The sequence below is a fragment of the Bordetella ansorpii genome, assembly GCF_900078705.1.
GTDB lineage: Bacteria > Pseudomonadota > Gammaproteobacteria > Burkholderiales > Burkholderiaceae_B > Bordetella > Bordetella ansorpii_A.
Genome location: NZ_FKIF01000002.1, coordinates 178,483 through 203,589 on the forward strand (window position 1 = coordinate 178,483; position 25,107 = coordinate 203,589).

The 25,107-nt window shown below is 67.0% G+C and carries 19 protein-coding genes; 12 read left to right on the top strand and 7 right to left on the bottom strand.

From position 1 onward, the window contains the following. Positions 1-22 precede the first annotated feature (22 nt). Positions 23-1,804, bottom strand: coding sequence for an IlvD/Edd family dehydratase (locus A6745_RS04475; RefSeq protein WP_066124216.1), 1,782 nt, complete (start codon positions 1,802-1,804; stop codon positions 23-25). 221 nt (positions 1,805-2,025) lie between these two features. On the opposite strand from A6745_RS04475, the gene gntR reads away from it, so the two are divergent. Further along, the gene (gene gntR, locus A6745_RS04480) at positions 2,026-3,054 is read left to right on the top strand and encodes an HTH-type transcriptional regulator GntR (RefSeq protein WP_066124218.1); all 1,029 of its coding nucleotides are present in this window, start codon (positions 2,026-2,028) and stop codon (positions 3,052-3,054) included. A gap of 113 nt (positions 3,055-3,167) precedes the next feature. On the opposite strand, the gene A6745_RS04485 is transcribed toward gntR, so the two are convergent. After that, positions 3,168-5,684 carry a cation:proton antiporter gene (locus tag A6745_RS04485; protein WP_066124219.1) on the bottom strand — a complete coding sequence of 839 codons (2,517 nt, stop codon included), beginning with the start codon at positions 5,682-5,684 and terminating at the stop codon, positions 3,168-3,170. Positions 5,685-5,878: 194 nt separating this feature from the next. Between A6745_RS04485 and A6745_RS04490 the strand changes: the two genes are divergently transcribed. After that, positions 5,879-6,700 (top strand): metallophosphoesterase, encoded by an 822-nt coding sequence (locus A6745_RS04490; protein WP_066124221.1) that lies wholly within the window; start codon positions 5,879-5,881, stop codon positions 6,698-6,700. 407 nt (positions 6,701-7,107) lie between these two features. On the opposite strand, the gene rpoH is transcribed toward A6745_RS04490, so the two are convergent. The 3 genes from rpoH to fghA all read right to left on the bottom strand — a co-directional run bounded on the left by rpoH (position 7,108) and on the right by fghA (position 9,752). Continuing rightward, positions 7,108-7,995 carry an RNA polymerase sigma factor RpoH gene (rpoH, locus tag A6745_RS04495; protein ID WP_066124226.1) on the bottom strand — a complete coding sequence of 296 codons (888 nt, stop codon included), beginning with the start codon at positions 7,993-7,995 and terminating at the stop codon, positions 7,108-7,110. A 136-nt stretch (positions 7,996-8,131) separates the two neighbouring features. Further along, complete coding sequence (locus tag A6745_RS04500; protein WP_066124231.1) at positions 8,132-8,818, bottom strand: hypothetical protein; 687 nt, start codon at positions 8,816-8,818, stop codon at positions 8,132-8,134. Between the two features lie 82 nt (positions 8,819-8,900). Beyond that, positions 8,901-9,752: an S-formylglutathione hydrolase gene (fghA, locus tag A6745_RS04505; protein WP_082852889.1), complete on the bottom strand. Its 852-nt coding sequence runs from the start codon at positions 9,750-9,752 to the stop codon at positions 8,901-8,903. Between the two features lie 291 nt (positions 9,753-10,043). Between fghA and A6745_RS04510 the strand changes: the two genes are divergently transcribed. The 3 genes from A6745_RS04510 (at position 10,044) to A6745_RS04520 (ending at position 17,292) form a co-directional block, all read left to right on the top strand. After that, positions 10,044-10,784 carry a hypothetical protein gene (locus A6745_RS04510; protein ID WP_066124233.1) on the top strand — a complete coding sequence of 247 codons (741 nt, stop codon included), beginning with the start codon at positions 10,044-10,046 and terminating at the stop codon, positions 10,782-10,784. Positions 10,785-11,074: 290 nt separating this feature from the next. Further along, the gene (locus tag A6745_RS04515; RefSeq protein ID WP_066124235.1) at positions 11,075-15,814 is read left to right on the top strand and encodes a glutamate synthase-related protein; all 4,740 of its coding nucleotides are present in this window, start codon (positions 11,075-11,077) and stop codon (positions 15,812-15,814) included. 11 nt (positions 15,815-15,825) lie between these two features. Then, entirely contained in the window at positions 15,826-17,292 is a 1,467-nt protein-coding gene (locus A6745_RS04520) for a glutamate synthase subunit beta (protein WP_066124236.1), read from the top strand. Positions 17,293-17,340: 48 nt separating this feature from the next. Here A6745_RS04520 and A6745_RS04525 read toward each other — a convergent pair whose 3' ends face one another. Next, on the bottom strand, positions 17,341-17,898 hold the full coding sequence (locus A6745_RS04525) for a type 1 glutamine amidotransferase domain-containing protein (protein ID WP_066124238.1): 558 nt from the start codon (positions 17,896-17,898) through the stop codon (positions 17,341-17,343). A 287-nt stretch (positions 17,899-18,185) separates the two neighbouring features. On the opposite strand from A6745_RS04525, the gene A6745_RS04530 reads away from it, so the two are divergent. Then, positions 18,186-18,977 carry an SDR family oxidoreductase gene (locus A6745_RS04530; protein ID WP_066124242.1) on the top strand — a complete coding sequence of 264 codons (792 nt, stop codon included), beginning with the start codon at positions 18,186-18,188 and terminating at the stop codon, positions 18,975-18,977. 13 nt (positions 18,978-18,990) lie between these two features. Here the strand turns inward: A6745_RS04530 and A6745_RS04535 are convergent, their stop codons facing one another. Next, on the bottom strand, positions 18,991-19,950 hold the full coding sequence (locus tag A6745_RS04535) for a LysR family transcriptional regulator (RefSeq protein WP_066124243.1): 960 nt from the start codon (positions 19,948-19,950) through the stop codon (positions 18,991-18,993). Between the two features lie 138 nt (positions 19,951-20,088). Between A6745_RS04535 and A6745_RS04540 the strand changes: the two genes are divergently transcribed. The 6 genes from A6745_RS04540 to A6745_RS04565 all read left to right on the top strand — a co-directional run bounded on the left by A6745_RS04540 (position 20,089) and on the right by A6745_RS04565 (position 24,960). Further along, positions 20,089-21,072, top strand: a complete 984-nt coding sequence (locus A6745_RS04540) for a tripartite tricarboxylate transporter substrate binding protein (RefSeq protein ID WP_066124244.1) — start codon at positions 20,089-20,091, stop codon at positions 21,070-21,072. A gap of 239 nt (positions 21,073-21,311) precedes the next feature. Continuing rightward, a complete protein-coding gene (locus tag A6745_RS04545) occupies positions 21,312-22,139 on the top strand; it encodes an ABC transporter ATP-binding protein (protein ID WP_066124246.1) in 828 nt (275 codons plus the stop codon). Next, on the top strand, positions 22,139-22,918 hold the full coding sequence (mlaE, locus tag A6745_RS04550) for a lipid asymmetry maintenance ABC transporter permease subunit MlaE (RefSeq protein WP_156513284.1): 780 nt from the start codon (positions 22,139-22,141) through the stop codon (positions 22,916-22,918). The genes A6745_RS04545 and mlaE overlap by 1 nt, the downstream gene beginning before the upstream one ends. Positions 22,919-22,937: 19 nt before the next feature. Beyond that, positions 22,938-23,447, top strand: coding sequence for an outer membrane lipid asymmetry maintenance protein MlaD (gene mlaD / locus A6745_RS04555; protein WP_066124250.1), 510 nt, complete (start codon positions 22,938-22,940; stop codon positions 23,445-23,447). Between the two features lie 55 nt (positions 23,448-23,502). Continuing rightward, the gene (locus A6745_RS04560) at positions 23,503-24,285 is read left to right on the top strand and encodes an MlaA family lipoprotein (protein ID WP_066124252.1); all 783 of its coding nucleotides are present in this window, start codon (positions 23,503-23,505) and stop codon (positions 24,283-24,285) included. A gap of 36 nt (positions 24,286-24,321) precedes the next feature. Then, positions 24,322-24,960 carry an MlaC/ttg2D family ABC transporter substrate-binding protein gene (locus A6745_RS04565; RefSeq protein WP_066124254.1) on the top strand — a complete coding sequence of 213 codons (639 nt, stop codon included), beginning with the start codon at positions 24,322-24,324 and terminating at the stop codon, positions 24,958-24,960. The last annotated feature ends 147 nt before the right edge of the window (positions 24,961-25,107 follow it).

Below are 25,107 nucleotides of genomic sequence, written 5' to 3' on the forward strand. Positions count from 1 at the left end.
TGCGCCCGCCCGGCCGCGGCGTTCAATGCGAATGCCGCGGATCGCCGCGCGTTTCCACCACCCGCAGGTACAGCGTGGCCGGCTCCAGGCAGGCGCCGGTCGACAACTGGCCCACCATGGTCCGGTAGATCTCCTGCCACGGCGTCTGCGACTCGGGCGCCACGGTGCGCATGGTGGCCGCGCGGCGCTTCAGCTCATCTTCGTCCACCCGCACCGTGACGCTGCGCTGGTTCAGGTCCACGCGCAGGACGTCGCCCGTCTTCAGCAGCGCCAGGCCGCCGCCCACCGCCGCCTCGGGCGACATGTTCAGGATGGACGGACTGGCCGAGGTGCCGCTCTGCCGGCCATCGCCCAGGCAGGGCAGGGAATCCACCCCGCGCTTGATCAACGCCGCGGGCGGCGCCATGTTGACCACCTCCGCGCTGCCCGGATAGCCCACCGGACCGCAGCCGCGTATCACCAGGATGCAATGCTCGTCGATCCGCAATGCGGGATCGTCGATGCGGGCATGGTAATCCTCGGGGCCCTCGAACACGATGGCGCGCGCCTCGAAGGCATTTTCATCGCCGGGCTCGGACAGGTAGGTGCGGCGGAACGCCTCGCCGACCACCGACATCTTCATCACCGCGCTGTCGAAGAAATTGCCCGACAGCACGATGTAGCCGGCATGCGGCATGAGCGGCGCCTCGTAGGCACGGATCACCTGCCGGTCGTGCGCGGGCGAGGCACGCGCGATCTCGCCGATGCGCCGGCCCGACACCGTCATGCAGTCCTCATGCAGGCGCCCGGCGGCGCACAGCTCGTGCAGCACGGCGGGCACGCCGCCCGCGCGGTGGAAACCCTCGCCCAGGTACTCGCCCGCGGGCACGCAGTTCACCAGCAGCGGCACGTCCTCGCCCACCTGCTGCCAGTCTTCCGTCGTCAGGGCCACGCCCATGTGGCGCGCGATCGCCACCAGGTGCCACGGGCAATTGCTGGAGGCGCCCAGCGCGGACGCCGCGACGATGGCGTTCTCGAAGGCCTCGCGCGTCAGGATGTGCGACGGCCGCAGGTCTTCATGCACCATGTCGCAGATGCGCTTGCCGGTGGCATAGGCCATCTGGCCGCGCTCGCGGTAGGGTGCCGGAATGCTGGCGCAGCCCGACAGCGACATGCCCAGCGCCTCGGCCAGGCAATTCATCGACAGCGCCGTGCCCATGGTGTTGCAGTGGCCCACCGACGGCGACGAGGCCGTGGCCAGTTCCATGAAGCCTTCATAATCCAGCTTGCCCGCGGCCATCAGGTTGCGGGCCTGCCAGATCACCGTGCCGGAGCCCACGCGCTGGCCCTCGTGCCAGCCATCGAGCATGGGGCCGCCCGACAGCACGATGGCGGGAATGTCGACCGTGGCGGCCGCCATCAGGCACGCCGGCGTGGTCTTGTCGCAACCGGTGGTCAGCACCACGCCGTCCAGGGGGTAGCCGTGCAGGATCTCGACCAGCCCCAGGTAGGCCAGGTTGCGGTCCAGCGCGGCGGTTGGCCGGCGCCCCTGCTCGGCCAGCGGATGTACCGGAAACTCCATGGGAATGCCGCCCGCGTCGCGTATGCCTTCCTTCACGCGTTTCGCCAGTTCGATGTGATGGCGGTTACAGGGCGCCAGATCGCTGCCCGTCTGGGCAATGCCGATGATGGGGCGGCCTGACTGCAACTCGCCGCGCGTCAGGCCGTAGTTGAGATAGCGCTCGACATAGATGGCGGTCATGTCGGCGTGCGTGGGGTCGTCGAACCACTTCTGGCTGCGCAGCCGACGATTGGAATCGGACATAGTCACCTCTCTCGTTGGGAACGAAGAGGCGCCGGCAATCGGCCCGCCGCAACCTGTTTTTCTGGGCCGGCACCTGCCTCGAGTGTACACACCGGGCCCGGGGGCTGAAGTTAGCGATAACAGCGGCGCTTTTGTAACGTGGCTGTCGCGGCCAGCGACACGTAGGATATGCTGACGTCATAACGACTCTACTGATTCCGCGCCAAGCCGCAGCACCCAGCATGCCCCCCAGGAAGCCCCGCAGTACCCGCAATGGCCGTGTAACGATGCAGGACGTGGCCACGCGTGCCGGCGTTAGCGCAATCACCGTTTCCCGTGCGCTGCGTACCCCCCACAAGGTCACCCCCCTGCTGCGCGAGCGCATCCAGCAACTGTGCCGCGAGATGGGGTATGTGCTGAACCACGCCGCCAGCGCGCTGGCGTCGGCCCGCTCGCACGCCATCGTGGTGCTGATCCCCTCGCTGTCGAACGAGGTGTTCATCGACATCATCGCCGGCCTCAAGGAGGTGCTCGAGGTGCGTGGCTATCACATGCTGCTGGCCGTCACCGGCTACGGCGCGCAGGCCGAGGAAACCATGCTGCGCACCTATCTGCAGCATGCGCCCGACGGCGCGATCCTGACCGGCATCGACCACAGCGACGGCACGTGGAAGCTGCTGCGCACGCATCGCGTGCCGGCGGTGCACACCATCGACCTCCTGCCGGCCGAACACGCCGGGATGAGCGTGGGATTCTCGCAATTCGACGCGGGCTACGCGGCCGGCCGCCATCTGGCCGAGCACGGCTACCGCCGCATCGGCATCGCCTGCGCGCATCCCGACCCACGCTCGGTACGCCGCCGCGAAGGCTGCCGCCAGGCCCTGCGCGACGCCGGCCTGTACGATCCCGCGCTGGAAGTCGGCAGCCCCGAGGACACCTCGATCGCCCTGGGCGCGCGCTTGCTGACGCAGTTGCGCGAGGCGCATCCGGATTGCGATGGGCTGTTCCTGTGCAACGATGATCTGGCGCAAGGCGCGCTGTTCCAGTGCGCGCGCCTGGGCATCGCCGTGCCGCAATCGATGGGGCTGGTGGGCTTTCACGATCTGGCCGGCAGCGCCTGGACCATGCCGCCGCTGTCGACCATCACCACGCCGCGGCGGCAGATCGGCGCCACGGCCGCGCACATGCTGCTGCAGCATCTGGCGGACGAGCCGCCGCCGCAACGGCACGTGGACCTGGGATTCGAGCTGAGGCGGCGCGAGACGACCTGACTCCGTCCGCGCGTGCCGCAGCGCTCATCCATGCACGAATGTTGTCGGCGACCGGACGTCCAGGCCATCCCGCGATGGCGCGGCACCGCCGGCGCAACCGGCATGAACCCCGGTCAAGGCAGCTGCTGCGCCATCTCCTGGTGCTGCTTCCACACTTCGATGGCGCGCATGCGCTGCCTGGCCACCGTCTGGATACGTTCGCGCAAGGATTCGTCCCGCGCCAGCAGTGCATGGAAATCCCGCGCCGACAGCATCAGCAGCTTGCTGTAGCCCAATGAGGTCACATCGGGATTGACCTGCTTCTCGCCCAGCAAGGCCAGCTCGCCGAAGAACTCGCCGCTGCCCAGTTCGATGGTGGTGCCGTCCGGCAAGTGCACGGCCACGGCGCCCGAGGCCACGATGCACATTTCCTCGCCATGGCGGGTGTTGGCGCCCAGCACGGGCTGGTCGGGCAACGCCAGGCGCGGCCGCAGCAGGCGGCAGATGGCGCGCAGCGAATCGGCGCTGAGCCCCTCGAACAGGGGCACGCGCTTGACCAGCTCGGCCGCCCCCATCTCCATGTCCAGGCCGGAATGATGGTCGATGTGTTTCCAGCGGTCCTTCAACTGCGCCATCAGATCCGCATAGACCTCGCCGCTGATCAGGAACTGGTCGAGCATGCCGCGATAGCGCATGCGCTCGAGTTCGCGCGCGACGCGGCCCAGATAGCTTTCCTGCAGCCACAGCGCATACGAGGGGTACTGCAGGTTGAGCGCCTGCAGGGCGTTCTCGATCAGGTCCAGCCGGCGCTGGTGCGCCCCCACGATGCGCTGCGCGGCATCCTCGCCCAGCAAGGGCGCGATCTGTTCGCGAGAGAACTGCATCAGCCGCTGCGCCACCGAGCGCTTGGTCATCAGGTTGGAGAAACGATGCGCCAGTTCGCGCGCCAGCCACGACTTGAAGCCGAAGGTGTAGTGCAGCCGCAGCGCCATGCGAAAGCCCGGCGAGTGGCGCACGTCGGCCTCGATGGCCGATTCGAATCCTTCCAGTCCGCCCACGCGGATGGCGTCCTCGAGCCGCTCGGCGCGCGCCAGCAGGGTCTCGGCCATGCGCCAGTCGACGATCTGCGCCTTCAGGATGTCGAAGAACATTTCCTCTTCGCGCCGCGCCACGATGCCCAGGCCCACCGCCACGCGCTGCTCCAGGCTCATCTTGTTGACCTGGCTGTCGTGCACGCTGGCCAGGCTGGCATCGAACACCGCATGGATGCGCTCGCTGGCCTCGGGGCTGATGTGATCGGTCTTGGCGATCTCGTCGGCCTTCTCCTGAAGATCTTCCAGGGCGATGGACAGCGCCTGGTTGCGGATGGTGCGCTCGACGGGCGACAACTGGTTCAGCCCCAGCATGCGGATCAGCGGACGCAGGCTGATGCCGTTGATGAACAGCGTCATCAGCACGAAGCCCGTGGTGGCCACGGCGACGAACTGGCGGGCCTCCTCGGGCACGGCCGCCTGCTCGGTCACCGCCAGCGCCAGCGCCAGCGACACGGCGCCACGCAGGCCGCCCCACAACATCACGGTTTTGTAGGGATTGCTGACCTTGGTGCCCAGCCGCGTCAGCCCGAGCATGGGCAACAATCCGAACACCACGATCGCACGCGCCACCAGCGTCGCCACGAACAGCAGCGCCACCAGCAGCAGTTCCTGCCAGTCGGCCGCTTCCATCAGGCGCGGAATCAGCATGGAGGCAAACAGGAAGATCAGCGAGTTGGCCCAGAAACCGAACTGCTCCCAGGCGCTGGACAGGTGCTCGAACGTGGCCGGCGACATGCGCGTGCGGCCCGTCGAGCCCACCACCAGGCCCGAGATGACCGTGGCCACCACGCCCGACACGCCCAGGTAGTGCTCGGAGATGAAGAAGGACAGATACGCCAGCGTGAGGGTGAGCGTGATCTCGGCCGTGGGAAAGCCGCGCAGCCACACGAACAGGTAGCAGGCGCCGCGCCCCATCAGGTAACCGGCGACGCCACCGCCGATGAAGGTGCGCAGGAAATCGCCGACCACGTCGCCGACGCCGACCTTGCCCGACCCGCTGGCCAGCGCGGCCAGCAGCACCGAATACAGCGCGATCGACGCCGCGTCGTTGAACAGGCTCTCGCCTTCGACCAGCGTGGTCAGGCGCTTGGGCGCGCCCACTTCGCGGAAGATGCCGACCACCGCCACCGGATCGGTGGTGGCCACGATGGCGCCCAGCAGCAGGCACACGATCAGGCCGTACGAGGACACCGCGTTCATCGTGAAGCCCACGAAGATGGTGCACACCACCACCGCCACGATGGCCATCATCAGGATGGGCCCGATGTCGTCCATCAGGCGCCGCACGTTCATGGCCAGCGAGGTCTCGAACAGCAGCACGGGCAGGAACACCATCAGGAAGGTCTCAGACGAGATCTCGAAGCGCTCGATGCTGTCCAGCATGTCGCCCAGCATCGGCGGCGCCCAGCCGTGCACGTGCACCGCGATCCCCAGCAAACATCCGACGATGGCCAGCAACACCGAGTAGGGCAGCTTCAGGCGGCCCGCCAGCGGCGGCATGAAGCACACCAGCGTCAGCAGACCTGCCAAACCGAAGACGATGAGACCGACATCCATGTGTAAATTCTTTTCCGGGAAAGGCGCGTGCGTCGGTAAAGGATAGCGGTTTTTTGTTCGCGAACCGCCCGTTCGAGGCGAATGGCAGGGGCATTGCGCGGCGACCTTTGGTTACGGCTGCGCACACAGCAAGACCTCTTTGCCGCGCTTTCTGGCTAATGTGCCAGGATCAAACCCATCCCGCCGGAGAGGCCATGTCCGCCGCCCACGTCACCCCGATCGATGAACAACCCGCGCTGCTGATTCAACTGACAGACATGCATCTGATGGACGAGCCGCACGCGGAAATGCTGGGCGTCGACACCGAGGCGAGCCTGAAGGCCGTGCTGCGCCAGGCCATGCGCGAGATGCCCGATGCGCAGTTGGTGCTGGCCACCGGCGATGTGGCGCAGGACGGCAGCCGCGGGGCCTACAGGCGCCTGCGCGGCCTGTTGGGCCAGTTGGGCACCACCGTGCGCTGCCTGCCCGGCAATCATGACGACGCCGCCGCCATGCACGCCGTGCTGCCCGACTGGACCACGCCGATCACCGACGTCGGCGCATGGCGCGTGGTGATGCTGGACTCGACCGTGCGCGGCTCGGACGCCGGCCATCTGGACGACCGCCAGCTCGACCTGCTGGACCAGGCCGCAGCCACCGCGGACGATCGCCACATACTGGTGGCGCTGCATCACAACCCCGTGCAGATGGACAGCGACCGGCACGACACGATGATGGTCGACAACCCGATGGCGCTGTTCCAGCGCCTGGCCGACATCCCCCAGGCGCGCGTGGTGCTGTGGGGCCATGTGCACCGCCAGTTCGACCGCCGCCGCCACAATCTGCGCCTGCTGGCCTCGCCGTCGACGTGCTTCCAGTTCGCCGTGCACAACGGCCGGCACACGCTGGATGGCGCCGCGCCGGGCTATCGCTGGCTGAAGCTGTACCGCGACGGTTCGCTGGCCACCGGCGTGCGGCGCCTGCATCCCGCCACCTGGCACGCGCTGTGCAATGCGGCACAACCACGCGCGGCATGACGCCCATGTCGTAGCGTGCCGTTGTCGCAGGACTATCTGAAAATCTGTTTTGCAAAAGCCGAGGCCCGCATTATCGCGGGCCTTCTGCTGTTTATTGCCTGGACACGCTGGCAATAGAGAATGCAATGCTCCCCGCGCTGCGTAGGCGCTTTGTTGCCTTGCAACGGCGTGGCGATAAAAAACGGGGCATCGGAATACCGATGCCCCGCAAGCATCCGTCTCATAGGGGAGGGGAAAGAGGAGAAGCCGAGACGGACGACAAGACTGCCGACAGGGATTGCTCCCAACTCATGCGGTCTACGGTGGTTAGTCCGTGCCGGTGCGGCAAAGTTTCCAGGTTCGATAAAAAAATCATCGCTGATTTTGTATCAATCCTTTAGCCCGGAAAATGCGCCGCCCCCTCTTCTTTATGCCGCTTGCAGCGTGCCGCGCATTTTCTTCAGCGCGGCGGTTTCGATCTGGCGGATGCGCTCGGCCGACACGCCGAACTCGGCGGCCAGTTCGTGCAGCGTGGAACCGCCCTCGTCCTGGAGCCAGCGCGCCTCGATGATGCGGCGCGAACGCGGGTCGAGCGCTTCCAGCGCGCTGGCCAGGCCGGCGCCCTGCATGTCGTCGTGGGCCATTCGGGCCAGCACGCGCGAGGGTTCCTGGCGGCCTTCGTCGGACAGGTACGAAATCGGCGCGAAGCTGTCGTCGTCATCGTCCTGGTTTTCCAGCGACACGTCGCGGCCACTGAGGCGCACTTCCATTTCGCTGACGTCTTCCCGGCGCACGTTCAGTTCGCTGGCGATGTGATCCACCTGATCCGGATCGAGCGAATGACCGTCGGGACGCATGCTGCGCAGATTGAAGAACAGCTTGCGCTGCGCCTTGGTGGTGGCCACCTTGACCAGGCGCCAGTTGCGGATGACGTATTCGTGGATCTCGGCCTTGATCCAGTGCACCGCGAACGACACCAGGCGCACGCCGCGCTCGGGGTCGAAACGCTTGACGGCCTTCATGAGGCCGACGTTGCCTTCCTGGATGAGATCGGCGTGCGGCAGGCCATAGCCCAGGTACTGGCGCGCGACAGACACCACCAGGCGCAGGTGCGACAGCACCAGCTCGCGGGCGGCTTCCAGGTCGTCGTGGTCGTGCAGACGGCGGGCGAGTTCGTGTTCGCGCTCGGGCGTCAGCACCGGCAGGCGGTTGACCGTGGAGATGTAGGCATCGATGGTGCCGAGCGCGCCCGGATTGGCAATCGCCAACGCCAGGGCGTTGCCGGAGGGGGCCAACGAACTACTGGGTTGCTTCATGATTGCGGCCTCCAGAGGAAGGTGGATACGGACAAGGGATGTTAGCACTCTCGTTTGTCGAGTGCTAATTCGACCGTACAATCTGTAGGGAGTTCCGGAAAACGGCCTTGCGACCTCTGGATTTATGCGTCCCCATTTACCAGCCCTGCTGCTTCAGGCCCGCCTCGGTCGCGGCATCGGCGGGGCGGATGAACAGCGCGCCGCGCGGATCCAGATAGACCTCGTAGCGCGCCCCGTCGAACATGGGCATGTAGGCCGCGCTGCCGAACTGCACGTCCACGAAGGGCAGCCAGTTGGGAAACGTGCGCTTGAGCTCGCCCAGGTCGGGGGCGGGCCAGTCGTCCAGGCTATGGACCGAGCGCGGCGCGGAGCGTTCCTTGTTCGGGTCGCCGTAGCGGCCCGACAGGCGTTCCAGCCGGTAAAGCGGCTCGGCGCCCGCCAGCATGGCGGGCAGGCGCCAGCGCACCACGCGGGCGTCGATCTGCCACTGGTCGCCATACAAGGTGTATTCGCTGGGCTCGCCCCCCTGGGGCTGCATGCTGACCAGGAAGGTCTGCTCGTTCTGCCGCACCATCTTCACCGCGGCGACCGGCTTGTCGGCCGTCAGGCGGTAGAACTGCACCAGGGATACGGCCAGCAGGCCAGACACGCAGGCCAGGGCCACGAGCAACAGGCCGAACAGCCGGCGCACCGGCCGCAGGCGGAAGACCTTGCGGCCCATGTCGTCACGCGGGCCGCCGCAGCCCAGCAGCATGCCCAGGCCGATGAGCAAGGCAAGGATGGCGCCCAGCGCGAACCAGGCAAAAGGGGCGAAATCGATCACGGGGCGCAAGCTCCTTGTACCGCGGCAAGCCGGGTCCAGCCGCCACGGGCCTCAGTATAAGAAGAGGTCCGCCATGCGAACGTTATCCGAGACGCTCGGCGTGAAACCGGATGTGATCCTCGATGAAGGTCGAGATGAAGTAGTAGCCGTGATCGTAGCCCTCGTGGCGGCGCAGTGTCAGCGGCTGGCCGGCCTGCTGGCAGGCGGCCTCGAAAGCCTCGGGATGCAGTTGCTCGGCCAGGAAGTTGTCGGCCAGGCCCTGGTCGACCAGGATGCCCGCCGGGAAGGGCGCCTTCAGGCCCTTCATCAGTTCGGTGGCGTCGTACGCGGCCCATTGGGCCCGGTCTTCGCCGAGATATCCGCCGAACGCCTTGTGGCCCCAGGGACACTGCGAGGGGGCGGCGATGGGCGCGAAGGCCGACACCGAACGGAATTTTTCAGGGTTGCGCAGCGCCAGGACCAGCGCGCCGTGGCCGCCCATCGAGTGGCCGAAGAGGCCGGCGCGGGCCGGATCGCCAGGCAGCTCGCCGCAGGCGATGCCGTGCAATTCCTCGACCACGTAGCTGTACATCCGGTAATGGGTTTTCCAGGGTTCGGCGGTGGCGTCCAGGTAGAAGCCCGCTCCCGTGCCGAAGTCCCAGTCGGCGTCCTCCCCCGCCACGCCCGCGCCGCGCGGGCTGGTGTCGGGCGCCACCAGCATCAGGCCGTGCCGCGCCGCGAAACGCTGCGCGCCCGCCTTGACCATGAAGGTTTCCTCGGTGCAGGTCAGGCCCGCAAGGAAAAACAAGACCGGCACGCGCCCGGCGTCGGCCTGCTCGGGCACGAACACCGAGAAGCGCATCGGCAGGCCGATCCGGGCCGATTGGTGGCGGTAATAGCGCTGCCAGCCGCCGAAGCAGCGATGTTGCGAAACCAGTTCCAGGGAGGTCGTCATGTCGGTTCTGCCGGGTGGCGTCAGGGATCAACGTCCAGCGATGGGCTGGCCGTGCATCGTTCGGTCTTCATGCAAGGGCCCCGCCGTAGGTATATCTGCGGGGTACTGCATCCCAGCGCGGAATGTTAACCTGCCCCCATGCCCGCCGCGCCGCCCTGGCCACCGGCTGTCGCATGCTGCTACCGCGCTTGACCGTCGGCAACGACACTATTTAGATAGTGCAAGTAGCCGGCAACCTATATATAGTCAACGAACAGCAACCGTTCTTGCGTTCATCGCAAGCCCAGAGCTATGGCCCGTCTGCCTCGCCTGTACGCCCCCGGGCTGCCCCAACTGGTGCAGGCCAATTTCGTTCAGCCGCTTGCCGCGCCGTCCCAACCTGCGCCGCAGGACATCCTGAATCAGCTGGCCACATGGCTGGGTGATTCCGCCCAGCGCCACCGCGTGGCGGTGCATGGCTGGGTGCTGGCCACCGACCGTATCCTGCTGCTGGCCACTCCCGCTGACGAAGACGGCCTGCCCAGGCTGATGCAGACCCTGGGCCGCAACCTGGCCGCCCGCCTGCGCGGCGGCCGTGTGTTCGCCGGCCGCTACCGATCGGCCCTGCTCGAGCCGGGCGCCTGGGTGCTCAAGGCCCTGATCTGGCTCGAGACCTACCCCGTGCGCAGCGGCAATGCCACCGAACCCGACGGCTGGCCCTGGTCCTCCGCGGGCAGCCACACCGGCAACACCCGCGCCCAACCGGCCCAATGGCAATCCGACCACGCCGACTACTGGGCGTGTGGCAACACGCCGTTCGACCGCCAGGCCAACTACCGCCGCCGGCTGCACGATGGCCTGTCGCGCGACGAATCCTTGCGTATCGAACAGGCCGTGTCCGGCCAGTGGGCGCTCGGCGGCCCCACGTTCATCTCGGGCCTGGCCCACACCGCCAGCCGCCGCGTCGCGCCGGGCCAGCGTGGACGCCCGCGCAAGAAGCCCGCTTCGCCCGTGGCCGCCACGCCCCCCGCGGACCCCACCCAGACCCCTTGACGCCTTGGCGCAACGCCAGACGCCGGCAGGTTCCGGCGCATGCCCGTGCCCGCTGAAAATAAAGGGACGCATCAAGGCGGCCTGCCATCGGCATGGGTTGAACCGGCGGGCCAGTGGAAACGCGGTCTGATGGCGGCCTCGCAAATACGTCCCCAATATATCTCAGAGTGAAAACGTAGGGTTTTATTTGGGGACGCACCCCTATTGTTCTTATTGCGTCCCTCCCCACTCCGCAGTATTGTCGCCTCCTGCACTGCAACAATTCGACGCAGACCCCTGCGGAGCGCGCCATGTCCCAAATCTCTTCCTCCGAATCCTGTCGTCCCGCTGCCAAGGCGGTGACCATCGACGCCACCCGCATCGGCATCCCCGCGGCCCAGGGCATGTACCACCCCACCAACGAACACGATGCCTGTGGCGTCGGTTTCGTTGCCCACATCAAGGGCCGCAAAAGCCACTCGATCATCCAGCAGGGCCTGAAGATCCTGGAGAACCTGGATCACCGGGGCGCGGTCGGCGCCGACAAGCTGATGGGCGACGGCGCGGGCATCCTCATCCAGATCCCCGACGCGCTGTACCGCGACCAGATGGCGCAGCAAGGCATCGTCCTGCCCCCGCCCGGCGAATACGGCGTGGCCATGGTGTTCCTGCCCAAGGAAACCGCCTCGCGCCTGGCCTGCGAACAGGAGCTGGAACGCGCCGTGCGCGCAGAAGGCCAGATCGTGCTGGGCTGGCGCGACGTGCCGGTGGACGTCGACATGCCGATGTCGCCCACCGTGCGTTCGGTCGAACCCGTCATCCGCCAGCTGTTCATCGGCCGCGGCCCCGACGTCATGGTTCCCGACGCGCTCGAACGCAAGCTGTACGTCATCCGCAAGACCGCCAGCCACGCCATCCAGCACATGCAGCTGGCGCACGGCAAGGAATACTTCGTGCCCTCGGCCTCGGTGCGCACCGTGGTCTACAAGGGCCTGCTGCTGGCCGACCAGGTGGGCCGCTACTACCGCGACCTGGCCGACACCCGCACGGTGTCCGCCCTGGCGCTGGTGCACCAGCGCTTCTCCACCAATACCTTCCCGGCCTGGCCGCTGGCCCACCCCTACCGCATGATCGCCCACAACGGCGAAATCAATACGGTCAAGGGCAACTTCAACTGGCTGCGCGCCCGCGAAGGCATGATGCAGTCGGCCGTGCTGGGCAACGACCTGCCCAAGCTGTACCCCATCGTCTACGAAGGCCAGTCCGACACGGCAACGTTCGACAATTGCCTGGAACTGCTGGTCAACTCAGGCTATTCGCTGTCGCACGCCATGATGATGATGATCCCCGAGGCGTGGGAACAGCATACCCAGATGGACGAGAGCCGCCGCGCTTTCTACGAATACCACGCCGCCATGATGGAACCGTGGGACGGCCCGGCCGCCGTGGCCTTCACCGACGGCCGCCAGATCGGCGCCACGCTCGACCGCAACGGCCTGCGCCCGGCGCGCTACCTGATCACCGACGACGACATGGTCATCATGGCGTCCGAGGCCGGCACGCTGCCCATCCCCGAAAACCGCATCGTCAAGAAGTGGCGCCTGCAACCCGGCAAGATGTTCCTGATCGACCTCGAACAAGGCCGCATCATCGACGACGCCGAGATCAAGTCGCAACTGTCCAACAGCCGCCCGTACCGCCAGTGGATCTCGCGCCTGCAGGTCAAGCTGGAATCGCTGCCCGCGCCGTCCACCGCCTCGCCCGCCGCCCAATCGCCCGTGCCTTTGCTGGACCGCCAGCAGGCCTTCGGCTGGACCCAGGAAGACTACAAGTTCATCCTGGAACCCATGGCCACCAGCGGCGAGGAAGTCATCGGCTCGATGGGCAACGACGCCCCGCTGGCCGTGCTGTCCAATCGCGCCAAGCCATTCTACAACTACTTCCGCCAGTTGTTCGCGCAGGTCACCAACCCGCCGATCGACCCGATCCGCGAACAGATGGTGATGTCGCTGGTGTCCTTCATCGGACCCAAGCCCAACCTGCTGGACATCAACAACGTCAACCCGCCGCTGCGCCTGGAAGTGACGCAGCCCGTGCTCGACTTCGCCGCCATGGCGCAGATCCGCGACATCGAGCAGGTCACGTCGCTGAAGTTCCGCAGTTGCGAGCTGGACATCACGTATCCGGCCGCCTGGGGTCCGGAAGGCATCGAAGCCCATGTGGCCGCCCTGTGCGCCCGCGCCGTCGACGCCGTCAAGAGCGGCTACAACATCCTGATCGTGTCCGACCGCCTGGTCGACAGCGACCGCGTGGCCATCCCCGCGCTGCTGGCCACCTCGGCCGTGCACCAGCACCTGATCCGCGCCGGCCTGCGCACCAACACCGGCCTGGTGGTGGAAACCGGCTCGGCCCGTGAAGTGCACCATTTCGCCCTGCTGGGCGGCTACGGCGCCGAAGCGATCCACCCGTACCTGGCGCTGGAATCGCTGGGCCGCATGGCCGACCCCGAGAAGGCCATCAAGAACTTCGTGAAGGCCATCGGCAAGGGCCTGAACAAGGTCATGTCCAAGATGGGCATCTCGACCTACATGTCGTACTGCGGCGCGCAGATCTTCGAAGCCGTCGGCCTGCAACGCGAACTGGTGCAGAAGTACTTCACCGGCACCGCCACCAACATCGAAGGCATCGGCATCTTCCAGGTCGCGGAAGAAGCCCTGCGCATGCACCGCGCGGCGTTCGGCGCCGACCCCGTGCTGGCCAACGACCTGGAAGCGGGCGGCGAGTACGCCTTCCGCATCCGTGGCGAAGAGCACATGTGGACGCCGGATTCCATCGCGAAGCTGCAGCACGCCTCGCGCGCCAACAACTACCGCACCTACAAGGAATACGCGCAGATCATCAACGACCAGAGCCGCCGCCACATGACGCTGCGCGGCCTGTTCGAGTTCAAGGTCGATCCCAGCCGCGCCATTCCCCTGGACGAAGTCGAACCCGCCAAGGAAATCGTCAAGCGTTTCGCCACCGGCGCCATGTCGCTGGGCTCCATCTCGACCGAAGCCCACTCGGTGCTGGCCGTGGCCATGAACCGCATCGGCGGCAAGTCGAACACCGGCGAGGGCGGTGAGGACGAACTGCGCTACCGCGAGGAAATGCGCAACGGCAGCAGCGGCATCAAGGACGGCGACACGCTGGCCTCGGTGCTGGGCGAGGAACGCATCGCCGCCGACGTCGCGCTGAAGGCCGGCGACTCGCTGCGCTCGAAGATCAAGCAGGTCGCCTCGGGCCGCTTCGGCGTGTCCGCCGAGTACCTGTCCTCGGCCGACCAGATCCAGATCAAGATGGCGCAGGGCGCCAAGCCCGGCGAGGGCGGCCAGTTGCCCGGCCACAAGGTCACCGACTACATCGCCAAGCTGCGCTATTCGGTGCCGGGCGTGGGCCTGATCTCGCCCCCGCCGCACCACGACATCTACTCCATCGAAGACCTGGCCCAGCTCATCCACGACCTGAAGAACGTCAACAGCCGTTCGTCGATCTCGGTCAAGCTGGTGTCGGAAGTCGGCGTGGGCACCGTGGCGGCCGGCGTGGCCAAGGCCAAGGCCGACCACGTCGTGATCGCCGGCCATGACGGCGGCACCGGCGCCTCGCCCGTGTCGTCGATCAAGCATTGCGGCACGCCGTGGGAACTGGGCCTGGCCGAAACGCAGCAGACCCTGGTGCTGAACCGCCTGCGCAGCCGCATCCGCGTGCAGGCCGACGGCCAGATGAAGACCGGCCGCGACGTCGTCATCGGCGCGCTGCTGGGCGCCGACGAATTCGGCTTCGCCACCGCGCCGCTGGTGGTCGAGGGCTGCATCATGATGCGCAAGTGCCACCTGAACACCTGCCCGGTGGGCGTGGCCACGCAGGATCCGGAACTGCGCAAGAAGTTCCAGGGCAAGCCCGAGCACGTCGTCAACTTCTTCTTCTTCGTCGCCGACGAAGTGCGCGAGATCATGGCCCAGTTGGGCATCCGCCGCTTCGACGACCTGATCGGCCGTACCGACCTGCTGGACATGCGCGCCGGCATCGAACACTGGAAGGCCAGCGGGCTCGACTACTCGCGCATCTTCCACCGCGTGCAAAGCGATGCCGACGTGCGCCAGACCGAGACGCAGGACCACGGCCTGGCCGGCGCGCTGGACCACCAGTTGATCGAGCGCAGCAAGCCCGCGCTGGAGCGCGGCGAGAAAGTCTCGTTCATCACGCCGGTGCGCAACCGCAACCGCACCATCGGCGCCATGCTGTCGGGTGCGGTGGCCGCGCGCTACGGCCATGAGGGCCTGCCCGACGACACCATCCATATCCAGTGCAACGGCACGGCCGGCCAGAGCTTCGGCGCCTTCCTGGCGCACGGCATCACGCTGGACCTGGTCGGCGAAGGCAACGACTACGTCGGCAAGGGCCTGTCGGGCGGCCGCATCGTGGTGCGCTCGCCCAACGACTTCCGCGGCTTCGGCCCCGACCACATCATCGCCGGCAACACGGTGATGTACGGCGCGCTGGCCGGCGAGGCGTTCTTCAACGGCGTGGCCGGCGAACGCTTCGCGGTGCGCAACTCGGGCGCGGCCACCGTCGTCGAAGGCACCGGCGACCACGGCTGCGAATACATGACCGGCGGCACCGTCGTGGTGCTGGGCGACACGGGCCGCAACTTCGCGGCGGGCATGTCGGGCGGCGTGGCGTATGTGTGGGATCCGGACCGCTCGTTCAAGCACCGCTGCAACCTGTCGATGGTCGAACTCGAACCGGTCGCGCCCCATGCCGAGCAGGCATCGCAGGACAAGGACACTTGGCACAGCGCCCAGCGTGGCGGTGAGCGCGATACCGACGAGGCCATCCTGCGCCGCCTGGTCGAGGATCACTTCCGCTACACCGGCAGCTTCCGCGCCCGTGAGATCCTGGGCGACTGGGAAGCCTCGCGCGGCAAGTTCATCAAAGTCATGCCCACGGAATACCGCCGGGCCCTGCGTGAAATGTGGCGCGCCGCCAACCCGCAACAGCTGGCCGCCTGAGGACGAAGAACATGGGAAAGATCACTGGCTTCATGGAATACGAACGCCTGCAGGAGGCCGCCGAGGCCCCGCAGAAGCGTCTGAAGCACTGGCGCGAGTTCGTGCTGCACCTGAGCGACGACCAGGCCAAGCAGCAGGCCGCGCGCTGCATGGACTGCGGCATCCCGTTCTGCAACAACGGCTGCCCGGTCAACAACATTATCCCCGACTGGAATGACCTGGTGTTCAAGCAGGACTGGCGCCGCGCGCTGGACGTCCTGCACTCCACCAACAACTTCCCCGAGTTCACGGGCCGCATCTGCCCGGCGCCGTGCGAAGCCGCCTGTACCCTCAACATCAACAGCGATGCGGTGGGCATCAAGTCGATCGAGCACGCCATCATCGACAAGGGCTGGTCCGAAGGCTGGGTGGTGCCGCAACTGCCCGCCCGCAAGACGGGCAAGAAGGTCGCCGTGGTGGGCTCCGGCCCCGCCGGCCTGGCCTGCGCCCAGCAGTTGGCGCGCGCCGGCCACGCGGTCACGCTGTTCGAGAAAAGCGACCGCATCGGCGGCCTGCTGCGCTACGGCATCCCCGACTTCAAGCTGGAAAAGTCGCAGATCGACCGCCGCATCTCGCAGATGGAGGCCGAGGGCGTCGAGTTCGCGCCATCCACCTACATCGGCCGTCCCACGGACGACGCCGCGGACGGCCTGACCGTGCGCACCCCGGAATCGCTGAAGGCCGAGTTCGACGCCATCGTCATGACCGGCGGCTCGGAAACCCCGCGCGACCTGCCGGTTCCCGGCCGCGAGCTGGACGGCGTGGCTTTCGCCATGGACTTCCTGCGTCCGCAGAACAAGGCCGTGGCGGGCGACCGCCTGAAGGACCAGCTCAGCGCCCGCGGCAAGCACGTCGTGGTCATCGGCGGCGGCGACACCGGCTCCGACTGCGTGGGCACCAGCAACCGCCACGGCGCGGCCTCGGTCACCCAGTTCGAACTGATGCCCCAACCGCCGGAAAGCGAGAACAAGCCCATGGTGTGGCCGTACTGGCCGCTGAAGATGCGCACCTCTTCGTCGCACGACGAAGGCTGCGAGCGCGACTGGTCCATCACCACCAAGGCGCTGGTCGGCACCGACGGCAAGGTGCAGAAGCTGATCGGCGCACGCGTCGAATGGGTCAAGGACGACGCCACTGGCCAGATGAAGATGCACGAGGTCGAGGGCTCGGAATTCGAGATCAAGGCCGACCTGGTGCTGCTGGCCATGGGCTTCGTCTCGCCCACCGCGACCGTGCTGGACGCCTTTGGCGTGGATCGCGACGCTCGCGGCAACGTGCGCGCGAACACCGACGACTACCGCACCAGCGTGGACAAGATCTTCGCCGCCGGCGACATGCGCCGGGGTCAGTCGCTGGTGGTCTGGGCCATCCGCGAAGGACGCCAGTGCGCCCGTTCGGTGGATGAATTCCTGATGGGCGCCAGCGAACTGCCGCGCTGAGCCTCGGCAGGATTCAAAGGGCGCGCCAACCGGCGCGCCCTTTGCTTTTCATCCGCCCAGGGCGGCAATGACCGCCGCATTGAAGGCGGGGATGTCGTCGGGCATGCGGCTGGTGATCAGATTGCCGTCCACGACCACGGCCTCATCCACCACGGTCGCACCGGCATTCTCCATGTCCTTGCGCACCGAGTACCAGCCGGTGGCACGGCGTCCACGCAGCAGATCCGCCTCGATCAGCAGCCAGGGCGCATGGCAGATGGCCGCCACCGGCTTGCCCTGCCGGGCGAACGCCGCGATGAGGGCAATCGCCTTGGGCTGCATGCGCATCTTGTCCGGATTGACCAGGCCGCCCGGCAGGACGATGGCATCGAACCCCTCCGCGTCGACCTCGTCCAGCGCCAGGTCGGGCGTGATGGATTTCTTCGACTCGGGCGACTTGGTGGTGACGGGATCGTAGACCACGCCAACGATGGGGCGGGTGTCGACGGACGCCAGCACCACCTGCGCGCCGGCATCGAGCAGCGCCTGGCGCGGCGCGAACAGTTCCACTTCCTCGTAGCCGTCGGTGGCGATCATCAGAACGCGGGTGTTGGTGAGCTTGGTCATGGCGGACTCCTTGCGTAGGGGGTAAGGGGATGGCCGCTTCGGCAGCGGGCCAGACGAACTCTACGGACGCGGCCGGCTTCTGTGCAGCACCGAAGGAAGCAAATCAATAACAACCAGAAGTTGCTTATCTCGTTCCCTCGCCGCACCCGGCCCAGGCCATTGCGGCAGGGCACACAAACAACTTCCAGTTGGTACTGATATCACCCCTTGCTTACTACCGAGCGTGCTTTCCCCTCCCTACAGTGGAGCCCGTCGACTCCCCGACGCCCCCTTCAAGGAGAACCACGATGTCCCTCGATCCCGTCCACACCCCCCATTTCGACAAGAACCTGCAAGGCCGCGTCGCGGTCGTCACCGGCGCGTCCAGCGGCATGGGCCGGGCCACGGCGCTGCTGCTGGCCGCCCGCGGCGCCAAGGTCGCCCTGCTGGCGCGCCGGCAGGCGCAACTGGAGGACGTCGCCGCCGAGATCCGCCGCGCAGGTGGCGACGCCCTGGTGATCGCCTCGGACGTCACGGACCAGGCCTCCATGCAGGCGGCCGCCGCCACCGTCCGCGACACATACGGCGATGCCGACCTGCTGTTCAACAACGCCGGCCTGATGCTGCCGGGCGCCATCGGCCAACAGCCCCAGCGAGAATGGGAATCGCAGATCGACCTGAACGTGACCGGCGCGATGCGCGTCATCCAGGCGTTCATCCCGCAACTGGAAGCCGCCGCCGCGCAGGGCCGGACCGTTGACCTCGTCAACACGTCGTCGATCGCCAGCCAGTACGTGTACGGCTACTTTGCGGTCTACTCGGCCACCAAGGCGTTCGTCAGCCACCTGGTGCGCCACCTGCGCCTGGAGCTGGGCCCCAGGAACATCCGGGTGTCGGTCGTCGAACCGGGCATCACGGAGACGGAACTGCAAGGCCACTTCACTTTCCAGGGCGCCATCGACTGGATCGCGAACGCCGCGGCATCCATCGAATTCCTGAAGGCCGAGGACATCGCGGCAACCGTGGGATTCATCGTGTCGCAGCCGAAGCACGTGAACCTGCAGCAGGTCGTCATCATGCCGACCAAGGAAGGCATCTGACCCGGTCCACCGTTCAACCGCCTGGCTGCTGCGCGCCCCTGGACCGGGCGCGCAATTCCGTCACCGGCACATGGAAGGCCTGGGTGGCATGCAAGCGGTGCGCCACGAAATCGATGAAGCGCCGCACCCGCGAGGGCATGTCGCTTCTTTGCGCGTAGAACAGGTGCAGTCCCATGCGGTCGCTGGTGTGCCGCACCAGCAGCGGCACCAGGGCCCCCGACCGGATGGGCTCAGTGGCGTTGATGCTGTCGATCTGGCCGATGCCCAGGCCGTTGATGACCGCGTGCATCTCCGCCTCGGGATCGCTGCAGCACACCTTGTAGTTCAGGGTCCGGTAGACGGTTTCACCCTGTACCTGGAACTCCCAGGGCATCGGCCGGGGCGCGCCGGGCTGCCGGTATCCCACGCAACGGTGATTGGCGAGATCGTCGATGCCGTCCGGCACCCCGTGTTGCGCTAGGTATTCCGGCGTCGCGCAGACGATGAGCTGGATCGGGAAGAGCCGCCGCGAAACGACCTGGGCCGTCGGCGGGTTGCCCGCCTTGAAACCGAGGTCGATGCGCTCGCCCACCGTGTCGGTCGCGCGGTCTTCCAGCACCAGGTCGAAGGCCACGGCGGCATGCGCCCGGCCGAATTCCGCCAGCAGCGGCATGAGGACCTTGCGGCCTACCGCCCCGCCGGCGCTGATGCGGATCAGGCCCTCGTCCTCCCGGGCGGCGCTCTTGACCTGATTGAGCGCATCGGCCACGCCCTCCAGGCTTTGGCGCACCGAGCCGAACAGGCGCTGGCCCTCTTCGGTCAACGCGCTTTTACGCGTGGTGCGATGGAACAGCCGCACGCCCAGGTGGTGTTCGAGCTGTCGGATGTTCTTGCTGACGGCTTGAGGGGTCGTGCCCTGGGCCTGGGCGGCCTTGTTGAAGCTGCCGAGTTCGGCGGCCCTGATGAAGGTGGAGAGTGCGCGAAGTTCGTCCAAGGTCGCTCGGAATAGGTCACCTGCGTTGATAATGACGTCCATGCCGCCTGCCTGCGCGGATTTTACCGGCCCGACGGTCTGTCGGCGCACGGCGGACCGCGGCGGACCGCATCCAAGACCAACCAAAGGAGACCCTGAATGCACGCGCCTCGCTTCATCCTGGCCGGCCTACTGGCCGCCACCTCGCTGCTGGCTGCCGCCGCCCACGGCCAGCCCGCAGGCAATTGGCCCGCCAAGCCCATCACCATGATCGTGCCCTACGCCCCCGGGGGCTTTGCCGACACGCGGGTGCGCCTGCTGGCGCGCAAGCTGGGCGATTCGCTGGGCCAGCCCATCGTCATCGAGAACAAGGCCGGCGCGGGCGGCGTGATCGGCACCAACCTGATCGCCAAGGCCGCGCCCGACGGCTACACCATCGGCACGGGCAACCTGGCGCCCATGGCCGTCAACCCCACGCTGATGCGCGACATGCCGTACGACCCGCGCAAGGATCTGGCCCCCATCATCCTGATCGAGACCAGCCCGCTGGTGCTCAGCGTGAACAACACGCTGAAGGTCAACAACCTGCGGGAACTGATCGCGCTGGCCAAGAAGGAGCCAGGCAAGCTCAACTTCGGCTCGTCCGGCGTGGGCGGCGCCCACCACCTGTCGGGCGAGATGTTCCGGGAGCAGGCCGGCATCGACATCGTCCACGTCCCCTACAAAGGGGGCAACCTGGCCGCCACCGACCTGATGGGCGGGCACCTGACCATGATGTTCGAGATGGGCTACTCGGCGCTGCCCGCCATCCAGGGCAAGAAGATCCACCCCATCGCCGTGACGTCCGCCAAGCGCCTGGACGTGCTGCCCGACCTGCCGACCATGGCCGAATCCGGCCTGCCGGGCTTCGAGTCGTACAACTGGCAGGGCATCGTGGCCCCGGCCGGGACGCCCGCGCCCATCATTGCCAGGCTGAATGCCGAGTTCAACCGCATCCTGCAGGAACCCGACGTGAAGAAGGCGATTGCCGATACCGGCAGCCAGGCCGGTGGAGGGACCCCCGAAGCATTCGGGACCTTCATCGCCGCGGAAACCGAGAAATGGGCCAAGGTCATCCGCGCCGGCAATATCACCCTGCAATAAATAAGGCGTCCGGGCGCTGCGGGGGCCGGCCACCGGCCCCTTTTAAACCCGTCTTAAAGCGCGTGTCCTACGCTTTGGAGGCCGATGGGCGCCACGCTGCCGCAATCCTGGCCGTACGCAATTTGTCACTGTTCCATTACCGCGGCTTTCCCCAGAGCTTCCTGGGCGACCAGCTACAATGGTAAATGCTGTCGCCGGGCACGCGCCGTGCGTGCGCCCCGCAGAACCCACATTACCTTATGCCCCCTTCCAATCGCTCGGAACTCGTCCTGTCCCTGAAAAACGTGGACCTGGGATACGGAGATTTCACTGTGCTCCGCGGCATCGGCATGGACATCCATGCCGGTCAGGTCGTGGCCATCATGGGCGGGTCGGGCTCGGGCAAGACCACGCTGCTGCGCGCCGCCACGGGCCAGATCGCCGCCCAGGCCGGCTCCGTGCAGGTGTTCGGCCAGGAACTGGCCGGCCTGCCGGCCTCGGGCCTGCAGGCGCTGCGCAAGCGCATGGGCGTGCTGTTCCAGCAGGGCGCGCTGTTCACCGACCTCGATGTCTTCGAGAACGTCGCCTTTCCGCTGCGTGAGCATACCCGCCTGGACGAGCGCGAGATCCTGGAACGCGCGCTGGACAAGCTGGACGCCGTGGGCCTGCGCGCCGCGGCCCACCTGAAGGTTTCCGAGATTTCCGGCGGCATGGCGCGGCGCGTGGCGCTGGCCCGCGCCGTGGTGCTCGAACCCGAGCTCATCCTGTACGACGAGCCCTTCGCCGGCCTGGATCCGATCTCGCTGGGCATCACCGCCCGGCTGATCCGCGACCTGTCCGACCGGCTGGGCTGCGCCTCGGTGCTGATCACCCACGACATCCACGAGTCCTTCGCCATTGCCGACCAGGTCTACCTGGTCGGACAGGGCCACCTGGCCGCCTCGGGATCGCCGCAGACGCTGGCCGAATCGCAAGACCCCTACGTGCGCCAGTTCCTGGACGGCGCCCCCGACGGTCCCGTCGCGTTCCAGTATCCGGACACGCCCGCCTTCCAGACATGGCTGGCCAAGCAGCCGGGGCACAAATAATGAGCAATCCCATCACCGCCGTCGGCAGTTGGACCCGCGAGCGTGTCAGCGGCGTCGGTTTCTTCGCCCGTTTCCTGGGCGCCCTGGTGGCGCGCAGCGGCATCGCGCTGCGCCGCCCCCGCCTGGTGTCGCAGCAGGTACATTTCATCGGCAACTATTCTCTGCTGATCATCGCGGTGTCCGGCATGTTCGTCGGCTTCGTGCTGGGCCTGCAGGGGTACTACACCCTGAACCGGTACGGCTCCGAAGAGGCGCTGGGCCTGCTGGTGGCCCTGTCGCTGGTGCGTGAACTGGGGCCGGTGGTGACCGCGCTGCTGTTCGCGGGCCGCGCCGGTACCTCGCTGACGGCCGAGATCGGCCTGATGAAGGCCGGCGAACAGATTTCCGCCATGGAGGTCATGGCCGTCGACCCCGTGCGGCGCGTGCTGGTGCCGCGCTTCTGGGGCGGCATCATCGCCATGCCGGTGCTGGCGGCGGTGTTTTCCATGGTGGGCATCCTGGGCGGCTGGCTGGTCGGCGTGGTGCTGATCGGCGTCGATTCGGGCGCCTTCTGGTCGCAGATGCAAAACGGCGTCGACGTCTGGAAGGACGTGGCCAACGGCGTCGTCAAGAGCCTGGTGTTCGGCGTCACGGTCACCCTGATCGCCCTGTACGAGGGCTGGCAGGCCCGCCCCACGCCCGAGGGCGTGGCGCGCGCCACCACCCGTACCGTGGTGGCGGGCTCGCTGGCCGTGCTGGGCCTCGATTTCCTGCTTACCGCCCTGATGTTTGGCAATTGAACTTACGGATTCCTCGATCATGTCCCGTGCAAGAACCGATTTCTGGGTAGGATTGTTCGTGCTGCTGGGCGCGGCCGCGCTGGTCTTCCTGGCCCTGCGCGCCGGCAATCTCAGCACCTTCTCGTTCACCCCCAGCTACCATCTGACCGCCAATTTCGACAACATCGGCGGCCTGAAGGTGCGCGCGCCCGTCAAGAGCGCGGGCGTGGTGGTGGGCCGCGTGGCCAGCATCCGCTTCGACAACCAGACCTTCCAGGCCGTGGTCACGCTGGACATGGACACGGGCTTCGAATTCCCCACGGACTCGTCCGCGTCGATCCTCACGTCGGGCCTGCTGGGCGAGCAATACCTGGGCATCGTCCCCGGCGCCGAGGAAGAGAATTTTGCGGATGGCGGCAAAATCCGCTATACACAAAGCGCCGTCGTCCTGGAACAGTTGATCAGCAAGTTCCTGTACGGCACCGCCGAAAAGCAAGGCTCCTCCACCGAAGGCGGTTCCGCGCCCGCTCCGGCCGCACCGCGGAACTGACGAGTACGGCAGCGCCCGCCGCCGCAACCGCGGGCCATCGACCTCCAAGAACACCATGAACATAACCGTCAATCCCCGCTTCGCCGCCGCCGCCCTGGCTACCGCCATGCTGGCAGGCTGCGCCACTGTCCAGAATCCGAGCCCGAGCGATCCTTGGGAAGGCTTCAACCGCGGCGTGTACAAGTTCAACGACACGGTCGACCGTGGCCTGTTCAAGCCGGTCGCGCAAGCCTACGACTACGTCATGCCCGATCCGGTGCAGAACTGCGTGCACAACATGTTCAGCAACCTGGGCGACGTCTGGGGCGCGGCCAACAGCATGCTGCAGGGCCGCGGCCACGACGCCGTCAACACGTTCGGCCGCTTCCTGTTCAACACCACCATGGGCCTGGGCGGCTGCATCGACGTCGCCACCATGAACGGCGCGAACAAGATCCCCAACGACTTCGGCACGACGCTGGGCGTGTGGGGCCTCGGGCAGGGCCCGTACGTGGTGCTGCCGCTGCTGGGCCCCAGCACGGTACGCGACACCGCCGGCCGCTTCGGCGACTGGGCCGGCAACGTGGTGTCGGTACGCGAGATCGACAACGTCCGGCTGCGCAATTCGCTGTGGGGCCTGGAAGTGATCGATACGCGCGCCAGCCTGCTGGACGCCACCGATACCGTCGACCGCGTGGCGCTGGACCCCTACAGCTTCGTGCGCGATGCCTATCTGCAGCGCCGCGCGGCAATGGTTCGTGGAGGCCAGCCGGGCAGCGAGGCCAACCTGCCCGACTACAGCCTCGACGAAGAAGCCGACGCGCCCGCCGCCGCCCCGGTGCCCGCGCCTGCCAAGTAACACCGGGCGGTTCGCCGCCCGCAACCAGGAGTCTTCATGTCGTATTTCGTTTCCCGCCTGATGCAACGCCTGTTCCTGGCCTGCAGCCTGATGGCCGCTGCCGCCGCCGTGCAAGCCCAGGGCGCCAAGCCGAACCCGAACGGTCCTCCCGACCAGTTCGTGTTGGCCGCCGCCAATGAAACACTGGCCGTGCTGCGCGCCGACGACACCATCAAGTCCGGCGACCTGAACCGCATCAACCAGGTGGTCGACCAGCACATCCTGCCGTACGTGGACTTCACCAAGACCACCCGCCTGGCCGCCGGCCGCTATTGGCGCCAGGCCACGCCGCAGCAACGCACCGCGTTGGCCGAAGCCTTCCGCGGCACGCTGATCCGCACCTACAGCGGCGCGCTGGCCAAGGCCGACAGCTCCACCGCCGTGAAGCTGCTGCCGTTCCGCGGCGACGCCAAGGCCGACGACGTGGTGGTGCGCTCGACCATCACCCAGTCCAACAACACCCCCGTGCAGGTCGATTACCGGCTGGGCAAGGAAGGCGGCAAGGGCTGGCGTATCTATGACCTGAACGTCGAAGGCATCTGGCTGATCGAGAACTACCGCAACCAGTTCGCCCAGCAGATCAACCAGAACGGCATCGACGGCCTGATCGCCGCGCTGAACCAGCGCAATCAGTAACGACTCGCGCACGGGCGCGACGGCGGTGGCGTAAGGGCCTGCCGCCCCAAGGCAAAAAGCGCCCCCTCGGGGGGCAGCAAGCCGAAGGTGCAGCGTGGGGGCCTTGCCTTGCGACGCCTTATATAATGGTCGGCCCGTTCGGCCTGC